General features: G+C 60.9%; 16 protein-coding genes. 1 reads left to right on the forward strand and 15 read right to left on the reverse strand.

Translation table 11 applies throughout. The features are described 5' to 3' along the window. Window positions 1-38 precede the first annotated feature (38 nt). Entirely contained in the window at window positions 39-956 is a 918-nt protein-coding gene (locus SJI03_RS04340; RefSeq protein ID WP_322426364.1) for a DNA-3-methyladenine glycosylase 2, read from the reverse strand. A gap of 70 nt (window positions 957-1,026) precedes the next feature. Further along, window positions 1,027-2,034, reverse strand: coding sequence for an XdhC family protein (locus SJI03_RS04345; protein ID WP_322426365.1), 1,008 nt, complete (start codon window positions 2,032-2,034; stop codon window positions 1,027-1,029). A 98-nt stretch (window positions 2,035-2,132) separates the two neighbouring features. Between SJI03_RS04345 and SJI03_RS04350 the strand changes: the two genes are divergently transcribed. After that, window positions 2,133-2,273 carry a hypothetical protein gene (locus tag SJI03_RS04350; protein ID WP_162995759.1) on the forward strand — a complete coding sequence of 47 codons (141 nt, stop codon included), beginning with the start codon at window positions 2,133-2,135 and terminating at the stop codon, window positions 2,271-2,273. 14 nt (window positions 2,274-2,287) lie between these two features. On the opposite strand, the gene SJI03_RS04355 is transcribed toward SJI03_RS04350, so the two are convergent. From SJI03_RS04355 to SJI03_RS04415, 13 genes are all read right to left on the reverse strand, one after another. Beyond that, window positions 2,288-3,391 carry a M48 family metallopeptidase gene (locus SJI03_RS04355; protein WP_099377986.1) on the reverse strand — a complete coding sequence of 368 codons (1,104 nt, stop codon included), beginning with the start codon at window positions 3,389-3,391 and terminating at the stop codon, window positions 2,288-2,290. A gap of 10 nt (window positions 3,392-3,401) precedes the next feature. Then, entirely contained in the window at window positions 3,402-3,851 is a 450-nt protein-coding gene (gene dut, locus SJI03_RS04360; protein ID WP_034785229.1) for a dUTP diphosphatase, read from the reverse strand. Window positions 3,852-4,006: 155 nt separating this feature from the next. Next, on the reverse strand, window positions 4,007-5,227 hold the full coding sequence (gene coaBC / locus SJI03_RS04365) for a bifunctional phosphopantothenoylcysteine decarboxylase/phosphopantothenate--cysteine ligase CoaBC (protein WP_322426366.1): 1,221 nt from the start codon (window positions 5,225-5,227) through the stop codon (window positions 4,007-4,009). A 17-nt stretch (window positions 5,228-5,244) separates the two neighbouring features. After that, the gene (gene lspA / locus SJI03_RS04370; RefSeq protein ID WP_035821479.1) at window positions 5,245-5,754 is read right to left on the reverse strand and encodes a signal peptidase II; all 510 of its coding nucleotides are present in this window, start codon (window positions 5,752-5,754) and stop codon (window positions 5,245-5,247) included. Window positions 5,755-5,837: 83 nt separating this feature from the next. Next, complete coding sequence (gene ileS, locus SJI03_RS04375; protein ID WP_099377984.1) at window positions 5,838-8,738, reverse strand: isoleucine--tRNA ligase; 2,901 nt, start codon at window positions 8,736-8,738, stop codon at window positions 5,838-5,840. A gap of 67 nt (window positions 8,739-8,805) precedes the next feature. Then, entirely contained in the window at window positions 8,806-9,777 is a 972-nt protein-coding gene (locus SJI03_RS04380; RefSeq protein ID WP_099377983.1) for a bifunctional riboflavin kinase/FAD synthetase, read from the reverse strand. 186 nt (window positions 9,778-9,963) lie between these two features. After that, entirely contained in the window at window positions 9,964-11,175 is a 1,212-nt protein-coding gene (locus tag SJI03_RS04385) for a hypothetical protein (RefSeq protein WP_322426367.1), read from the reverse strand. Between the two features lie 78 nt (window positions 11,176-11,253). Next, window positions 11,254-11,685 (reverse strand): ExbD/TolR family protein, encoded by a 432-nt coding sequence (locus SJI03_RS04390; RefSeq protein WP_170840419.1) that lies wholly within the window; start codon window positions 11,683-11,685, stop codon window positions 11,254-11,256. A gap of 105 nt (window positions 11,686-11,790) precedes the next feature. After that, complete coding sequence (locus SJI03_RS04395) at window positions 11,791-12,219, reverse strand: biopolymer transporter ExbD (protein WP_322426368.1); 429 nt, start codon at window positions 12,217-12,219, stop codon at window positions 11,791-11,793. Between the two features lie 3 nt (window positions 12,220-12,222). Continuing rightward, window positions 12,223-13,155 (reverse strand): MotA/TolQ/ExbB proton channel family protein, encoded by a 933-nt coding sequence (locus SJI03_RS04400; protein WP_199534342.1) that lies wholly within the window; start codon window positions 13,153-13,155, stop codon window positions 12,223-12,225. Between the two features lie 86 nt (window positions 13,156-13,241). Beyond that, window positions 13,242-13,898 carry an energy transducer TonB gene (locus SJI03_RS04405; protein ID WP_099377981.1) on the reverse strand — a complete coding sequence of 219 codons (657 nt, stop codon included), beginning with the start codon at window positions 13,896-13,898 and terminating at the stop codon, window positions 13,242-13,244. A gap of 539 nt (window positions 13,899-14,437) precedes the next feature. Next, a complete protein-coding gene (locus SJI03_RS04410; RefSeq protein WP_099378181.1) occupies window positions 14,438-16,039 on the reverse strand; it encodes a SpoVR family protein in 1,602 nt (533 codons plus the stop codon). Next, on the reverse strand, window positions 16,039-17,307 hold the full coding sequence (locus SJI03_RS04415) for a YeaH/YhbH family protein (RefSeq protein ID WP_099377980.1): 1,269 nt from the start codon (window positions 17,305-17,307) through the stop codon (window positions 16,039-16,041). Before SJI03_RS04415 ends, SJI03_RS04410 begins: the two co-directional genes overlap by 1 nt. Window positions 17,308-17,322 lie beyond the last annotated feature (15 nt).

Consider the following 17,322-nt stretch of genomic DNA (forward strand, 5'->3'; position numbering starts at 1 on the left):
TGAGGGCTTGCAAGGGATAGACGCCTGTCGCCTGCCGTTTATTCCCCGACAGGCAAAATATTTTTTTCCGGCGCGTGCAGGCTGGCCCACAGGTGGGCGGCCGCCATGGTGCGGTGCGGCGCGTACTGGCGCAGCCACTGTTCCGTGCGCGCCATGTCCGGTTTGACCTCTTCGCCGAGCAGTTTTTGCAGGGCGGCGCGGATGGCCACGTCGCCATGCAGCGAGCAGTCGGCATAGCCGTAGCCGCGCAGCAGCGCGTAGTTGACGGTCCACGGACCGATGCCCTTCACGGCCAGCAGCGCCTGCGACATCGCCGCCACGTCGCCGGAGGGGGGTAGCTCCAGCGACAGTTCCCCGTCATTGACGAGATGTGCCAGGCGCAGCACGGTTTCCGCCTTGGCGCGCGAGAATTTGCGGCTGGTCAAGTCCTCGACGGATAGCCGCGCCACGTCGCGCGCCTCCGGGTAGCACCACAAGCCGCTGCCATGCCGGCGCCCTGCCTGCAGAATAAAAGTACGGCGCAGGGCGATGGCGAACGGCAGGTTGATCTGCTGGCCGATGATGGCCCAGGTCAGGGCCTCGAAGGGGCTGGCCGATTGCACGATGCGCAAGCCCGGATTGACGCGGACCAAAGGCGCCAGCAGCGGGTCGCCGGCGGCCAGTTGCGCAAACGGCTGCGGATCGATGCGCAGGCCGAGGATATTGAGCAGGGCACTGTGCAGCGGTGTTTCAAGGTCGCCAACGCCATCGCCATCGATCTCGGCGCGGCAGATGGCGGCAGCGTCCGTGAAGACCACATCCAGCACGACCGGCACGCCTTGCAGCAGGATGCCCTTGCGCAGGCCAGTCGGCGTGACTTGTTCGGCCACGGCTTCCCCGTCGCGGCTGTGGAAGGCGATGACGTCGTCGCGGCGGTAGCCGGCGGGCAGGGGGAGAGTCCAGTGCAGCAGGGTCATGGTGGGGGGCCAAAGTCAGGGACGGTATCAGGGGAGCGATGCGGGCGCACCGCGTTTCTTGCTTTGTGCCTTAGCGGGCGCAGATGTCGGTAGTGGGCGGGCTCAGGGCCGCCGCGTGCTGGATCTGCAGGGCGTCGGGCACGCCATTTTTCACGGCCGTCAGTTCGGCCAGGATGGAAATGGCGATTTCGGCCGGCGTCTTGCTGCCGATGTACAGGCCGATGGGGCCATGCAGGCGCGCCAGCTGTTCCGCGCTGACGTCGAACTGCAGCAGCCGTTCGCGGCGCTTGGCGTTGTTCGCGCGCGAGCCGATGGCGCCCACGTAAAACGCGGGCGATTTCAATGCTTCCATCAGGGCCAGGTCGTCGAGCTTGGGATCGTGCGTGAGGGCGACGACGGCGCTGCGGCTGTCGAGCTTTAATTCCAGCACGAGGTCGTCCGGCATGGCGTGCAGCAGGGGCACGCCCGGCACGTTCCAGCCGCCCCGGTATTCCTCGCGCGGGTCGCAGACGATGACGTGGTAATCCATGGCCGTGGCGATCTGCGCCACGAAGCGCGACAATTGGCTGGCGCCGATGATCAGCAAGCGCCAGCGCGGGCCATGTTGCGTGGTGAGTACGCCGTTTTCCAGGGCCAGCACGGCGCCCGGCGTGGCGTGCTGCAGGGTGACGGCGCCGCTGTGCAGGTCGAGGCGGCGTTCGACCAGTTCATGCGCTTCCAGGCGCGCCAGCAGTTCGGCCACGCGGCTGTCAGCATGCAGCGGCTCGATGGCCAGCTCGATGGTGCCGCCGCAGGGCAGGCCGAAGCGGTGCGCCTCGTCGGCGCTGATGCCGTAGCTGACGATGTCGGGCTGTGTGCGCACGATGCCGTGCACGCGCACGGTGTCGATCAAATCATCTTCGATGCAGCCGCCGGAGACGGAACCGACTACCGTGCCATCGTCACAGATGGCCAGGGTGGCGCCCACGGGGCGGGGGCTGGAACCCCAGGTCTTGATGACGGTGACGAGTTCGCAGCGGTGGCCGGCGGCGAGCCAGGCGGCGCTGGTTTTCAGAACTTCAAGGTCGATGCTGTCCATGGGCCGCGAAAGGAAAGCCGCAGGTAGGCGGCAAAGTATGGAATATTCTTCAATATTGTGGCTATACTACGCTCTCCAACAGCCTGCGGAGAGTTTTCATGTCGAACGACCAAAAGACGCAAGACGACGGCATTCCCAAGTTTGGCAAACTGCTCATCGCCCTGTTCCTGGCAGTGGTATTTTGCGGCGCCCTCACATGGGTCATGGGCACCTACTTCCCGAACTTCCCCGGCGCCTGACCAAACCTGCTGCGTTAAGGCTTCAGCGGCTTTTTCGCTGCCTGCTTGGCGCGCACGTCGATGACGGCGCGGTTGACGGCGGCCATGCGCGAGTTGGTGCCAGGGTGCAGGGCCGTGTAGCCATTGGCGACCGTGGCCGGCACTTGCGCGGCCAGGCGTTGCCAGAAGCGGGCGGCGTTGTCGACGTTGTAGCCGGCGCGCGCCAGCAGGTAGATGGCCAGGGTGTCGGCTTGCACGTCGAGTTCCTGCGGCATGGCCTTGATGCCGGCGGCACCCGTCAGCATCGATACGTCAGGCTGTACGGCGCCCAGGCTGTCGATGATGCTGCCGGCCGTGCCTGCAGTGCGCTGGCTGCGCGCGTGGTCGAGGATGTTGTGCGCCATTTCGCGTGCGATCACGAAGGCGATGCCTTCGTCGTTTTGCGCCGCATTCACCATGCCGCGCGTGAGCATGATGCGCGCGCCGTCCGAGTATGCGTTGATATTGTCCGCATTGCCCAGGGCGACGCGGAAGGCGCAGGCGCGCGTGACGGGAATTTTCAGGTCCTGCTGCTGGCCGTCGCGGGCGATGGTCATGTTCAGGCTCGCGCTTTTCGAGGCCAGCGGGCCGACGATGGCGCCGAACGGGCCTTCCGCTTTCGGGCCGGCCGGCAGCGGCTTGCCTTCGGCGGCCAGCAAGCCGTCGCCCTTGCGCAAGCCGGCGCGCGCGGCGCCGCTGCCCGGCAAGACGCCGGAAACCTGCATCTGTTCGCCGTAGCCGAGGGCCGCCTGCGCCGCGTCGGCATAGATGCCAGGGTAGGAATACTTGTTCTGCGCCGTGAAGCCCAGCAGGTTGCGCGCATACGTCTTGCACAGGTCCGCATTGTTGATCAGCAGGGGCGCCGAGACTTTCGACAGGCGGTCCTGCAGCGCCACCATCTTCACCAGTTCGTCCTGCGCCGCCTTTTGCTGCGCCGTCGGGGCGGGCGCATCGGGCGCCGGCACCACGTTGAACGGGCCGCTGACATTCGTCGTTGGCGTGGTGCAGGCAGAGAGAAGGGCAACGCAAGCCACCAGCAGTGGCGAGGCCAGATGGCGCAGCGAAGTCGGGGCTGGGATCAGATGGCGGAAACCTGGCATAAGAAAATCCTTAATGTTTGCCGGTGCTGCCGAAACCGCCAACACCGCGTTCGCTGTCGCCGAATTCCTCGACGACGTTAAAGCCCACTTGCAGTACCGGCACGATAATCAGTTGCGCCAGGCGTTCCATGGGATTGAGCGTGAAAGCGCTCTGGCCCCGGTTCCAGGTCGATACCATCAGCTGGCCCTGGTAGTCGGAGTCGATCAAGCCTACCAGATTCCCCAATACGATGCCGTTTTTGTGGCCCATGCCGCTGCGCGGCAGGATCATGGCCGCATATGACGGGTCGCCGATGTGGATGGCCAGGCCGGTGGGAATGAGCACGGTCTGGCCGGCTTCGATGGTGATCGCTTCATCGATGCAGGCGCGCAGGTCCAGGCCGGCGCTGCCCGGTGTGGCGTAGGCTGGCAGCAGTTCTTTCATGCGGGCGTCGAGGATCTTGATGTCGATATTTTTCATTAAAGCTTTATATTAAGACTGATAAAAAGGTTTCTGGAATGCCTAATAAACCGTAGCGAGCGGCAGTGAGTTGTGGCCGAGAAGCGCAACTGTACGAAGGTACAGTGAGCATCACAGGCCGCAAATCACGACGCGCAGTAGGTTTTTAGGCATTCTTATTTGAGCAGTGAATTTTTTGCCAGCCGCTTCGAGATTTCCGAAATCAGCTGGCGCGCCAGGTTCAGTTTCGAGGCGCGCGGCAGCACGGTATGGCCTTCTTCGTCGAACAGGATGATGGTGTTGTCGTCCTGGCCAAAGGTGTTCTGGCCGATATTGCCGACCAGGAGGGGGATGCCCTTTTTCTCGCGCTTGGTCGAGCCGAATTCCACGAGGTTTTCCGATTCGGCGGCAAAGCCCACGCAGTACGGATAGCCGGCCAGGTTGGTGCGCGCCGCCACGGTGGCCAGGATGTCGGGATTTTGCGCGAACTGCAGTTCGGGCACGGAGCCGTCGGCCTGCTTTTTCATCTTCTGGTCGCTGGCGTTGGCCACGCGCCAGTCGGCCACGGCGGCCACGGCGACGAAGACATGCTGGCCGTCGACGTGGGCCAGCACGGCATCGTGCATCTGCTGCGCGCTTTGCACGTCGATGCGGCGCACGCCGAAGGGCGCATCCAGGGCCGTGGGGCCGGAAATGAGCAGCACCTCGGCGCCCGCTTCGCGCGCCGCGCGCGCCACCGCATAGCCCATCTTGCCCGAGGACAGATTGGTGATGCCGCGCACGGGGTCAATGGCCTCGAAGGTGGGGCCGGCCGTGACCAGCACGCGCTTGCCCGCCAATACCTTCGGCTGGAAGGCGGCGATCAGCTCTGTCAGCAATTGCTCCGGTTCCAGCATGCGGCCCAGGCCCGTTTCGCCGCACGCCTGTTCCCCGGCGGCCGGGCCAAACAGCTTGATGCCGTCGTCGCGCAGCTGCTGCACATTGCGCTGTGTGGCGGGGTTCTGCCACATTTCCACATTCATGGCCGGCGCCACCAGCAGGGGCAGGTGGGAGGGACGGGCCAGGCACAGGGTCGACAGCAGGTCGTCGCACACGCCATGCGCCAGCTTGCGCAGAAAATCGGCCGAACACGGCGCGATCAGGATGGCGTCCGCATGGCGCGTCAAATCGATATGCGCCATGTTGTTGGCGATGCGCGCATCCCACTGGCTCGTGTGCACGGGGTGGCCGGACAGGGCCTGCATCGTGACGGCCGTGATGAAGTGGCTGGCCGCATCCGTCATCACCACTTGCACCGAGGCGCCGGCCTTTGTCAGCGCGCGGCACAGTTCCGCCGCCTTGTAGCAGGCGACGCCGCCTGAGAGTCCCAGGACGATTTTTTTGCCGGACAATTCCATGCCGTTCTCCTGCGTGTTTATTTGTTTACCCGGCGCAGTTCATCGATGATGAACAGGGCCGCGCCGATGCAGATGGCGCTGTCGGCGATATTGAAAGCGGGGAAATGGCCCCAGCTTTTCCAGTGGAAGTCGAGGAAGTCGACCACGTGGCCGTAGACCAGACGGTCGATGGCGTTGCCCAGCGCGCCACCCAGGATCAGCGCCAGAGCCCAGCAGAACATGCGCTGGCCGGCGTGCTTTTTCAGCAGGTAGATGATGTAGACGGCGGCCGCCAGGGCGATACCGGTGAAGAAATAGCGCTGCCAGCCGCCCTGGTCCGACAGGAAGCTGAACGCGGCGCCCTTGTTATACGCGAGCACCAGGTTGAAATACGAGGTGATGACCATCTCTTGCGCATAGCGGAAGGTCTTCAGGATCGTGATCTTGGTGATCTGGTCGAACAGGATGACGATGGCGGCAATGCCCAGCCAGGGCACGAGCGATGCCGAGGACGACGATTTCGATGAAAAACGGTTTTTAGTGGCCATATTTTTCCAGGGAAGATAATGCCGCCGCTGCCCTTGCGGGCAGCGGCGGTGGGAAGCGGCGCAGGAACCTGTCCCGCGCCGTTTTATGCGAAGCGGCGTTTCTCGCCCGCGCCAAACAGATTGCTGACGCAGCGGCCGCACAGGGTAGCATGCGCGGCGTCCGTGCCCACGTCCGCACGGTAGTGCCAGCAGCGCTCGCACTTCGGCGCCGTCGACGCGGCCACGACCACTTCCTCGGCCGCTTCGTCGGCCACTTCGGCCACGGTGGCCTGCGAGGTGATGAAGACGAACTTCAAGTCGTCGCCCAGGGTCGTCAACAGCTTGTACTTCATCGGCGCGGCCTTGATCGTCAGTTCCGCCTGCAGCGACGAACCGATGGCGCCCGAGGTGCGCAAGTCTTCCAGCTGTTTTGTCACGTCCGTGCGCACGGCGCGCAGGGCCGTGTATTTCTCCAGCAGGTCGGCCGCATCCGAAACTTCCGGCAGTTGCCACCAGGTTTGCGTGAAGATGGTTTCATCGCTGGCGGCATAGGCATCCGCTCCGGCGAAGACGGCCCACGCTTCTTCGGCCGTGAACGACAGGGCCGGGGCCATCAGGCGCAGCAGGCTTTGCGTGATGTGCCACAGGGCCGTCTGCGCCGAACGGCGCGCGTGCGACGTCAGGCCGGAGGTGTACAAACGGTCCTTCAGGATGTCCAGGTAGAAGCCGCCCAGGTCTTCCGAGCAGTACGTCTGCAGCTTCGACACGACAGGGTGGAATTCGTAGCGCGCGTAGTTGTTCTCGATCTGCGTTTGCAGCGAGGCCATGTTGGCCAGCGCATAGCGGTCGATTTCGAACATTTCCGCGACAGGCACGGCGTCCGTGGCCGGATTGAAGTCCGACGTATTGGCCAGCAGGAAGCGCAGCGTGTTGCGGATGCGGCGATACGATTCCGTCACGCGTTTCAGGATTTCGTCGGAGATCGACAGCTCGCCCGTGTAGTCGGTCGAGGCGATCCACAGGCGCAGGATGTCGGCGCCCAGGGTGTCCGAGATCTTTTGCGGCGCCAGGGTGTTACCCAGCGACTTCGACATCTTCTTGCCTTCGCCATCGACCGTGAAGCCGTGCGTCAGCAGAGCTTTATATGGCGGGCGGCCATTCAGCATCGACGACACGAGCAGCGACGAGTGGAACCAGCCGCGATGCTGGTCCGAGCCTTCCAGGTACAGGTCGGCCGGGAATTGCAGCTGCGTCGAGTGCGAACCGTGGCCTTGCGGGCCGCCCAGCACCGTCTGGTGCGTGGCGCCGGAATCGAACCATACGTCCAGCGTGTCCTTGTTCTTCGCGTAGATGGCCGCTTCGTCGCCGATCAGGTCTTGCAAGTCCAGCGCCTGCCATGCCTCGATGCCGTCTTTTTCGATCAGCTTGGCCACTTGCTCCAGCAGTTCCGGCGTGCGCGGATGCAGGTCGCCCGTTTCCTTGTGCACGATGAAGGCCATCGGCACGCCCCACTGGCGCTGGCGCGACAGGGTCCAGTCGGGACGGTTGGCGATCATGCCGTGCAGGCGCGCCTGGCCCCAGTCCGGGAAGAACTCGGTATTGGCGATGCCTTTCAAGGCCGTCTCGCGCAGGGTCGCGCCGCCGTCCTTTGGCGTCACGTCCATGCCGGCGAACCACTGCGAGGTGGCGCGGTAGATGATCGGCGTCTTATGGCGCCAGCAATGCATGTAGCTGTGGTCGAACATCTTGACTTCGAACAGCGCGCCCGCTTCGCGCAGGGCGTTGCAGATCGGCTTAGAAGCTTCCCAGATGGTCATGCCGCCGAACAGGGGGAGGGTCGAGGCGAACTTGCCGTCGCCCATGACGGGCTTGATGATGTCGTCATCCTTCATGCCGTGCGCCTTGCACGAGATGAAGTCGTCCAGGCCGTAGGCTGGCGCCGAGTGCACCACGCCCGTGCCGCTTTCCGTGGTCACGTATTCGGCCAGGTACAAAGGCGAGAGACGGTCGTAGAAAGCGTCGGCCGCATGCAGCGGGTGGCGGAAGCTGATGCCGGCCAGGGCCGCGCCGTCGCAGGTGGCGATGGTCGTGCCATCGAGCTTGAAGCGCGCCAGGCTGGACACGACCAGGTCTTGCGCCAGGATCAGCAGCAATGGCTGGCCATCGCGCTCGGTCTTCACCAGCGAATATTTCACTTCCGGGTGCACGTTCAGCGCCTGGTTCGACGGGATGGTCCACGGCGTGGTGGTCCAGATGACGATGAAACCGTTATCGGTCGGCAGCGATGGCAAGCCGAAGGCGGCCGCCAGTTTTTCCGGCTCGGCGAACTTGAACCCGACGTCGATGGCGGGATCGCGTTTTTCCGCGTATTCCACTTCCGCCTCGGCCAGCGCCGACTGGCAGTCGAAACACCAGTTGACGGGTTTCAGGCCGCGGTAGACATAGCCTTTTTCCAGCAGCTTGCCCAGCGCGCGCAATTCGTCCGCTTCATTGCCATGCGCCATGGTCAGGTATGGGTTGTCCCACTCGCCCAGCACGCCCAGGCGGATAAAGTCCTTTTTCTGGCGCTCGACCTGCACGTTGGCGTAGGCGCGCGCCTTTTCCAGCACTTCGGCCGTCGGCAGGTTCTTGCCGTGCAGTTTTTCGATCTGGATCTCGATCGGCATGCCGTGGCAATCCCAGCCCGGCACATACGGTGCGTCGAAGCCGGCCAGCGAGCGCGACTTGACGACCATGTCTTTCAGGATCTTGTTGACGGCGTGGCCCAGGTGGATATCGCCATTCGCGTACGGCGGGCCGTCATGCAGGATGAATTTTGGACGGCCGGCGGCAGCCTTGCGCACGCGCTCATAAATTTTCTTGTCTTGCCATTGCTGTACCCACTGCGGCTCGCGCTTGGCCATGTCGCCGCGCATCGGGAACGGGGTTTCCGTCATGTTGACCGGGTATTTGCTTTCAGGCTTCTTGTTCTGTTTGGGCGTGGCTGGCTTGTTTTGATCGGACATAATCTTCTTTAATGATATTGAATGGTTTGCGGCGGCGGGAGCCGCCAGGCGGCGGAGTTGGCCGGCGTCAAATTCGGTCGGTGGCGGTAATGGCGCCGCTGCGCTGCTCAAAATAGGCGCGCGCCTGGTTCGAGTCGCGCTCGATGGCGGCCGTCAGGGTGGGCAAATCGTCGTACTTTTCTTCGTCGCGCAGTTTTTCCAGGAATTCCACGCGCACCAGATTGCCGTAGCAGGATTGATTAAAATCAAACAGATGCACTTCCAGCAAGACGCGGCCGCTGTCGTCGACGGTAGGGCGCACGCCGAGGCTGGCCACGGCTGGCAGCGGTTGCGGTGCCAGGCCGTGCACTTGCACGATGAAGACGCCGGACAGGGCGGGGCGGTGCGCCACGCGCAGGTTCAGGGTGGGGAAGCCGAGGGTGCGGCCCAGCTTCTGGCCGTGGATCACGTGGCCGGAAATGGCGTATGGATGGCCCAGCAGCTGCGTGGCCAGCGGGAAATCGCCGGCGGCCAGCGCCAGGCGCACGGCGGACGACGAGATGCGCGTGCTGCCGTTCATCACAGTAGGTAATGTTTCTACATGGAAACCATATTGGCGGCCCGCTTCCTGCAGCATGGCCACGTCGCCGGCACGCCGGGCGCCATAGCAGAAGTCGTCGCCGACCATCAGCCATTTCACGTGCAAGCCGTCGACGAGGACTTTTTCCGTGAATTCCTGCGGCGTCAAGGCGGCGAACTGGGCGCTGAAGTGCTCGACGACGACACGGTCGATGCCGGCGTCGTCCAGCGATTGCAGCTTGTCGCGCAAGTTGGCGATGCGCTGCGGGGCCTTCGACAGGTCGCCCGCGCGCTGCGCGAAGAATTCGCGCGGGTGCGGTTCGAACGTCATCACGGCCGCTTCAATGCCGAGTTCGGTCGCGGCGCCGCGCACGCGCGCCAGCAAGGCCTGATGGCCGATGTGGACACCGTCAAAATTGCCGATGGTCAGAGCGCAAGGCGCTCGTGCCTGGGCATTGGGAAGTCCGCGGAATACCTTCATAGGAATCTGATGAAAAACTGTGCCAAAAGGGGGATTATACGGACTGTTTCAGGGATGCACACCCGGCAGGGCGGGCGCAGGGTGAATTTCACTGCTGAAATAACAAAAAGCGTTGCCGGCGGGTGTGCTGGCAACGCTTTTGGTGGCACTCGACTAGCTGCCTGCAACTCCCCGGGAGGCGTTGTCTTATTTATTCATTAAGGTCCAGTAACGGGCCAGGTCAGCCGCGCCATCCGTGCCCTTGACGGCTTTGAGTGCCGTCGTGGCGTTGGACTTCTTGCCAGCGTGGATGTAGGCGATGCCCAGATGCAGCTTGGCTTCTTCCGCATACTTGGCGGTGCCCAGTTTCACGGCGTCGTTCATCAAGCCCAGGCCCTTTTCCGCCTGACCGTCGTAGACGAGGGCGAAGCCCAGCTTGCTCAAGCTGTCGGCATCCTTGTTCTTGACGTATTCCGCTTCCGACTTGGCCGCGCTGGCTTTCAGGTCAGCCTGGGTTTTCAGGGCCAGGTCTTTCAGACGCTGGTGACGTGGTGCATCGGCGCCGGTACCCAGCACGCCTTTTTTGTAGCCTTGCTCGATGATGCTCAACGCTTCGCCAGGATTGCCTGCTTGCAGGGCCAGCTGACTGATTTCCATGTATTCGGAAGGCTTGCTGAACAGGCCGTTGGCCAGGCGCAGGCGCTGGACGTCCAGGCCCAGGCGTTGCGAGAAGCCAGGTTTGCCCGAAACGCGGTTCAGCAGGTCGGCCCAGTAGCTGGTTTTCGGATAGCTCGATGCCAGTTTTTCCAGGGTGGCGACATAGCCGCCCTTGTCGTTTTGCTTCATCTGGATGTTGGCCAGCATTTGCAGGCTTGCTTCCGAGTTGCCGCCGCGCGCTTGCAGCTCTTTTGCCGCTTCGGCGTAGTTGCCGCTGACGTAGTAGGTCTGGATCAGCAGTTCGCGCATCTGTGGATCTTCGCGGTCTTTCAGCGAGCGTTTGATCCAGGTGATGGTGTTTGGCCAATCCTTGGCGCGGTAGTACATGCCTGCCAGCGCTTGCGTGAATTTGGGGGCTTCGGCGGCGCTCAGGCGGCCGGAATTGATGACGGCTTCAAAAGCCTTGATGGCCGTGCCGTTGTCGCCAGATGCTGCGGCGGCCGAAGCGCGTACGCGTTCGATCTGGTAGCTTTCAAAGGCGGTCTTGCCGCCGACGCTGTCTGCTTCACGCAGTTTGGCCAGCGCTTCCTTGTTTTTGCCGCTGCTAGCGAGTTTTTGTGCTTCTTGCAGTGGCTTGCCGACTTCGGCGCGCACGGTATCGGCGGCATATGCCAGCGAGCCCAGGCCGATTACAGGAGTTGCTGCGGTAAAACCGATAGCGGCCATGACGAGGCCGAGATGAGCGAGACGAAACTTGGACATGAGAAAGTCTTTCAGTAAAAAGCGAATAGGCAGGAAGTCCTGCCTATTCGGATGTAAAGATAACCTGATTGCTACAGCTTACTGGAATTGCTCGTTGCCGACCAGACCGATTTTGGTCACGCCCAGACGCTGCGCCGACGCCATCACACCGGCGACGACTTTGTATTCCACCAGCTTGTTAGGACGCAGATGCACTTCTGGCTGGTCTGCTTGCGCAGCAACGTTGCTCAGCTTGGCTTCCAGCGTATTACGATCAGGTACGACCTGATTGTCCCACAAGATAGTGCCATCAAAATCGACATCGATCGTGACGACCACTGGTTCGGTTGTCGGTGGCGGCGGGGTGCCGACCGGCATGTTCAGGTTCACCGAGTGGTTTTGCTTAGGAATCGTGATGATCAACATGATAATCAGCACCAGCATCACGTCGATGAGGGGCGTCATGTTCAGTTCCATCATTGGTTCCGGATCCGCGCCTGCTGCGCTTCCCGAACCGACATTCATACTCATAGTGTTTCCTTTAAGAAGTCCAACGAAGCACCGGGCGAAACTGCCGCCCGGTCAGCTTCTGGCAGTGGCGTCCCCATGTTGCCGGGACGCCGCTGTCAGTCGCTATCAGCCCTTGTCAGGTGGTTCGGTGATGAAGCCGACCTTCTGGATCCCGGCACGTTGGGTCGTGTAAATAACCCGGCCGATCGATTCGTAGCGTGTTTCTTGGTCGCCACGAACGTGTACTTCCGGCTGCGGTACTTTCACTGCTTCAACTTTAAGATAATCGAACAGCTCGTTCGTGTCTTTCAGTCTGGTCTGGCCCAGGTAAATCTCGCCATCCTTGTTAACAACGATGTTAACGTTTTGCGGCTTGGTTTGCAGGGCTTGGTTCGTCTCAATCGGCAGATCGATTTTCTGCAGCTTGAGGACAACCGGACTCGTAATCAAGAAAATGATCAGCAAAACCAACATGATGTCGACAAGCGGCGTCGTGTTGATTTCTGACATTACCTGATCTTGTTCTCCGCTGTCGGAGCCGACGGACATCGACATGACTTATCCGATCTTTTTAGCGCCGGCAGCACGGCCAGCTTCGCTGGTGGACATTACGCCGGAAACCAGAACCGAGTGAACGTCGGCGCTGAACGAGCGGATGTCTTCCATTGCGGTTTTGTTACGACGAACCAACCAGTTGTAACCCAGAACGGCAGGAACAGCGACCAGCAGACCGAAAGCGGTCATGATCAGTGCTTCACCAACTGGACCTGCAACTTTGTCGATCGATGCGTTACCGGTCATGCCGATAGCGGTCAGTGCGTTGTAGATACCCCAAACGGTACCGAACAGACCGATAAACGGTGCGGTCGAACCAACGGTTGCCAGGAACGACAGGCCATCTTGCAGACGCGATTGGACTTTGTCCGAAGCGCGCTGGATCGACATCGTCACCCAGGTCGACAGATCGATTTGTTCCAGCAGGGCGCCGTCATGGTGAGCCGTTGCCTTGGTGCCCGATTCAGCGATGAAGCGGAATGGCGAGCCTTCTTCCAGGGTTGCCGAACCAGCAGCGATCGAAGGAGCTTTCCAGAATTTGGCAGCGGCTTCTTTAGCTTGCTTGAAGATCTTCATTTGATCGATCAGCTTGGTGATGATGATGTACCAGGTACCGATCGACATGATGACCATGATGATCAGGGTGGCGCGTGGCACGAAGCCGCCGTCCCACACTGCTTGCAGGCCGAATGGGTTGTGCACTTCTTCGGTTTTGGCTGGAGCGGCTGCATCAGCGGCTGGAGCTGCTGCTGCGTCTGCTGCTGGAGCGGCGGCATCTGCAGCAACTGGTGCTGGTGCAGCGTCTGCCGCAGGAGCCGAAGCGGCAGCCGATGCTGGCGCGTCAGCGAATGCCGGAGCTGCTACCAGAGCGGTAGTAGCGGTAACGGACAACAGAACCGCGGCAAAAAATGCGGACAAACGGGTATTCTTAAACATGCTTCCTCCAAAATTAAAAATAACAGATCGCTGAACGTAATGACAACGAAATCATAGTGTGAGACAGGGGATAACTGTCTCGGGTTTTAATCCAGCGACCAAACGTATTGCATTTGCTGCCAGCCTTGTTCCGGCTTGCCGTCAACTGTTGCCGGCTTAAATGTACAGCGGCTGATACCTTGCACCGCGGCTTTGTCCAGGTCTCTGAAGCCGCTGGACTTCACGATCTTCGAATCAGCGACCTTGCCGTCTACACCGATCAGGAACGACAGTGTCACCACACCGGTTTCCTCGTTGCGCTGCGACGACTTTGGATAAGCCGGTTTTTCGCAGACACTGAAGTCAACCACGGCCGGTGTACGCACCGATTTGGCTGGTCCAGGAGTTGGCGCAGGCTGTGCAGGCGGCGATGGCGGTGCCAATACATTCGTGGCTGGCTTCACGGCAGTCGCATTTGCAATCACGTTCTGCTGTGGTGGCGGCTGCTGCACGTTCACCTCGACTGGCGGAATGAATGGCGGCGGTGGCGCCTTCATTTCTGGCGGCGGTGGTGGCGGTGGAAGATCCTTCGGTGGAGGCGGTTTGACTTCCTCGATAATCTTGGTTTCAACCGGTTCCATCATTTTGGTGACCAACCGCTTGCCCAAGCCCGTCACGATCCCGTAAGCCGCGAGAACGTGCAGCAGGACAACGATAGTGATGCCTGTGTAGTTCTTGGGACTTTTCTCGTTCGAAAAATTCATGCCTGCTTTCTCCAAATACCATCTCTTGTCTTGCAACTGAACCCCAAAATGACGACACAAAGCTCCAGCCGTATCCGGGACGTCGCCGAATTATACATACGAATTCTTTATTTTACACAGATTTTTAACGCCTAAAACCGGTTAAATTTTTGGCGCTTTTGCGCCCTGAAAACGTACTTGCTTATGTCATCTTTGCACGCTTTCGGACAGAAAAAAAGGCGGTCTTATCGGTTTTTTACAGCCGTTTTGGGCGACCGCTGCTAAGTTCTCCGATGTGCCTATATGGCGGAATTATATTTCGTGATATTCAATATGGAAACTGCTAAATTTGGAGAAAAATCTTTCTTTTTGGAAATGTTTTGACTCGGAACCAGACCACTTAGCCCGCCGCGCGCACCAAACGGGTGCGGAACGCACTTCACCCAGGTCAAAAAAGACGCTCCTGACAGCCGTTTCGACGCCGCCAGGCCATACGGAATTCCTATATAGGCATAGGAAGCGCTTATATTCTTGCTATTGATTATTATCAACAAATCATTTCATGGCCGGACAACCGGGTCATCGCGCCGGTTGCGCTTCTCGCGCCGGCAATTCAAGGTGCCCAGCACCACCCCCTGCGGATCGACCGTATCGAGGTGCACATCGAAGCCCCACAGCCGTGCCACATGCTTGAGCACCTCGACGGCCTGCTGGTTCAGCGGGCGGCGCTGGAACTGCGTGTGACGCAGGGTCAGGGCGCGGTCGTCGCGCGTATTCACGGACCAGACCTGGATGTTCGGCTCGCGGTTGCCCAGGTTGTACTGTTCCGCCAGCTGCTGGCGCACGTAGCGGTAGCCGGCATCGTCGTGGATGGCGGAAATGGCCAGCTTTTCATTCTTGTCGTCGTCGAGCACGGCAAAGAAGTGGAATTCGCGGATCAGCCGCGGCGACAAATACTGGGCGATGAAGCTTTCATCCTTGAAATTGCGCATGGCAAAGTCCAGGCTCTTGCGCCAGTCCGTGCCGGCCATGTCGGGGAACCAGGCGCGGTCCTCGTCCGTCGGGTGCTCGCAGATGCGGCGGATGTCGCTCATCATGGCGAAACCCAGCGCGTACGGGTTGATGCCGCTGTAATAGGGGCTGTCGATGGGCGGCTGGTAGACCACGTTGGTATGGCTTTTCAGAAATTCCATCATGAAGCCGTCGCCCACCACGCCTTCGTCATACAGCTGATTCAATATCGTGTAATGCCAGAAGGTGGCCCAGCCCTCGTTCATGACCTGGGTTTGCCGCTGCGGGTAGAAGTACTGGGAAATCTTGCGCACGATGCGCACCATCTCGCGTTGCCAAGGTTCCAGCAGCGGTGCGTACTTTTCGATGAAGTACAGCAGGTTTTCCTCGGGTTCGGGCGGAAAGCGGGGAGCGGCCTTGCGCTGGTCGTCCTCTTCCTCGTCGTCTTCACGGCGGGGCAGGGTACGCCACAGCTGGTTGATCTGCGACTGCACATAGGCTTCGCGCTCTTTCTGCCGCGCATATTCCTTCGCCATCGACAGTTTCGCCGGGCGCTTGTAGCGGTCCACGCCATAGTTCTGGATGGCGTGGCACGAGTCGAGCAGCAATTCCACGGCATCGACGCCATGGCGCTGCTCGCATTCGGCGATGTAATTCTTGGCAAACACCATATAGTCGATGATGGCGTCCGCATCGGTCCAGGCGCGGAACAGGTAATTGCCCTTGAAGAAGGAATTGTGACCGTAGGCCGCGTGCGCGATCACCAGCGATTGCATGGTCAGGCTGTTTTCCTCCATTAGATAGGCGATGCACGGGTTCGAGTTGATGACGATCTCGTAGGCCAGGCCCATCTGGCCCCGCTTGTAGCTTTTCTCGGTAGACAGAAAGTGCTTGCCGAACGACCAGTGGTTGTATGACACGGGCATGCCTACCGAGGTGTAGGCATCCATCATCTGCTCGGCCGTGATGATTTCCAGCTGGTTTGGATAGGTGTCGAGGCCAAACTGTTTCGCCACGCGGCGGATTTCCTCGTGGATTTGCTCGATCAGCTCGAACGTCCATTCCGACTGCTCGGGCAGGGCGTTCGGGTGGCGCAGGCGCACGAACGGTTCGCCCGGGGTGTTGCTGGCGCGGTCAAAGGCTGCACTCATCATTTCACCTGTTTCTTGAACAGTTCGCGGAAGACCGGGTAGATATCGGCCGGCGTGACGATCTTTTGCATGGCGAAATGGGCGTGATGGTCGAGCACGCCCGCGTATTGCTCCCACAGGTTTTGCTGCGGGCCGTCCGTGATCTCGACGTAGGTGTAGTACTGCACCTTGGGCATGATGGTGTTGATCAGCAACTGGCGGCACAGCACGGAATCGTTGTCCCAGTTGTCGCCGTCGGAGGCCTGCGCCACATAGCTGTTCCATTGCCCGGCGCCATAGCGTTCGTCGATGATGGTGTTGAGCAAGTGCAGCGCCGAGGACACGACGGTGCCGCCGGACTCGCGCGAATTGAAGAATTCATGCTCGTCCACTTCGGCCGCCGCCGTATGGTGGCGGATGAAGACCACCTCGATCTTGTCGTAGGCGCGCTTGAGGAACAGATATAGCAGGATGAAGAAGCGCTTGGCCGTGTCCTTGCGCGATTCGTCCATGGAACCGGAGACGTCCATGATGCAGAACATGACGGCCTGCGTCATCGGCTTGGGCACCTTGATGCGGTTGCTGTAGCGCAAGTCGAACGGGTCGATGAAGGGAATGGCCAGCAGGCGCGTGTGCAGGTGGTGGATCAGGCGGCGCAGCTCCGTGACGAGCGGGTCGCTGTCGGGCGCGCCTTCGTGCAATAGTGTCGCCAGGTCTTCCTCGGCCTGCGCCAGCTGCTTGCGGGCGCCGCCGCCGACGGCGATGCGCCGCCCCAGCGCGCCGCGCAGGGAACGCAGCACGTGGATATTCGATGGCGTGCCCGACATATTGTAGCCGGCGCGCTGGTTCTTGAATTCCGTGGTGGCCGTCAGCTGGGTTTTCACCATGTGCGGCAATTCCAGGTCTTCGAAGAAATAATTCATGAATTCTTCGCGCGACAATTCAAAGATGAAATCGTCTTCCGTCGTCTCGTCGCTATTGCCCGCCTTGCCCCGCCCGGCGCCACCGCCGCCTTTCGGCCGGGCGATCTGGTCGCCTTTCAGGTATTCCTTGTTGCCGGGATTGACCACTTCCCACACGCCGCCATGCGCGTGGCCAAACGACGGTTCGCCCACGTCCTTGACGGGGATGCTGACCTTCTCGCCATTCTCGACGTCCGTGATCGAGCGCCCCTTGATGGCGCGCCCCACGGCATCCTTGATCTGGCCCTTGTAACGCCGCAAGAAACGCTCGCGGTTGACGGCGGATTTATTCTTGCTTTGCAAGCGCCTGTCGATGAGGTATGTCAAAGGGTGCCTCCTTGC

Source organism: Janthinobacterium sp. GMG1 (genome assembly GCF_034427795.1).
Classification (GTDB): Bacteria; Pseudomonadota; Gammaproteobacteria; order Burkholderiales; family Burkholderiaceae_D; genus Janthinobacterium.

What these genes read in the sequence shown, in the direction of transcription:
- SJI03_RS04380 (WP_099377983.1), bottom strand. Translation starts at nt 9,777, where the DNA reads ATGAAGGTATTCCGCGGACTTCCCAATGCCCAGGCACGAGCGCCTTGC.
- SJI03_RS04390 (WP_170840419.1), bottom strand. Translation starts at nt 11,685, where the DNA reads ATGAGTATGAATGTCGGTTCGGGAAGCGCAGCAGGCGCGGATCCGGAA.
- coaBC (WP_322426366.1), bottom strand. Translation starts at nt 5,227, where the DNA reads ATGGAATTGTCCGGCAAAAAAATCGTCCTGGGACTCTCAGGCGGCGTC.
- SJI03_RS04410 (WP_099378181.1), bottom strand. Translation starts at nt 16,039, where the DNA reads ATGAGTGCAGCCTTTGACCGCGCCAGCAACACCCCGGGCGAACCGTTC.
- SJI03_RS04350 (WP_162995759.1), top strand. Translation starts at nt 2,133, where the DNA reads ATGTCGAACGACCAAAAGACGCAAGACGACGGCATTCCCAAGTTTGGC.
- lspA (WP_035821479.1), bottom strand. Translation starts at nt 5,754, where the DNA reads ATGGCCACTAAAAACCGTTTTTCATCGAAATCGTCGTCCTCGGCATCG.
- dut (WP_034785229.1), bottom strand. Translation starts at nt 3,851, where the DNA reads ATGAAAAATATCGACATCAAGATCCTCGACGCCCGCATGAAAGAACTG.
- SJI03_RS04400 (WP_199534342.1), bottom strand. Translation starts at nt 13,155, where the DNA reads ATGTTTAAGAATACCCGTTTGTCCGCATTTTTTGCCGCGGTTCTGTTG.
- ileS (WP_099377984.1), bottom strand. Translation starts at nt 8,738, where the DNA reads ATGTCCGATCAAAACAAGCCAGCCACGCCCAAACAGAACAAGAAGCCT.
- SJI03_RS04385 (WP_322426367.1), bottom strand. Translation starts at nt 11,175, where the DNA reads ATGTCCAAGTTTCGTCTCGCTCATCTCGGCCTCGTCATGGCCGCTATC.
- SJI03_RS04355 (WP_099377986.1), bottom strand. Translation starts at nt 3,391, where the DNA reads ATGCCAGGTTTCCGCCATCTGATCCCAGCCCCGACTTCGCTGCGCCAT.
- SJI03_RS04395 (WP_322426368.1), bottom strand. Translation starts at nt 12,219, where the DNA reads ATGTCGATGTCCGTCGGCTCCGACAGCGGAGAACAAGATCAGGTAATG.
- SJI03_RS04345 (WP_322426365.1), bottom strand. Translation starts at nt 2,034, where the DNA reads ATGGACAGCATCGACCTTGAAGTTCTGAAAACCAGCGCCGCCTGGCTC.
- SJI03_RS04340 (WP_322426364.1), bottom strand. Translation starts at nt 956, where the DNA reads ATGACCCTGCTGCACTGGACTCTCCCCCTGCCCGCCGGCTACCGCCGC.
- SJI03_RS04405 (WP_099377981.1), bottom strand. Translation starts at nt 13,898, where the DNA reads ATGAATTTTTCGAACGAGAAAAGTCCCAAGAACTACACAGGCATCACT.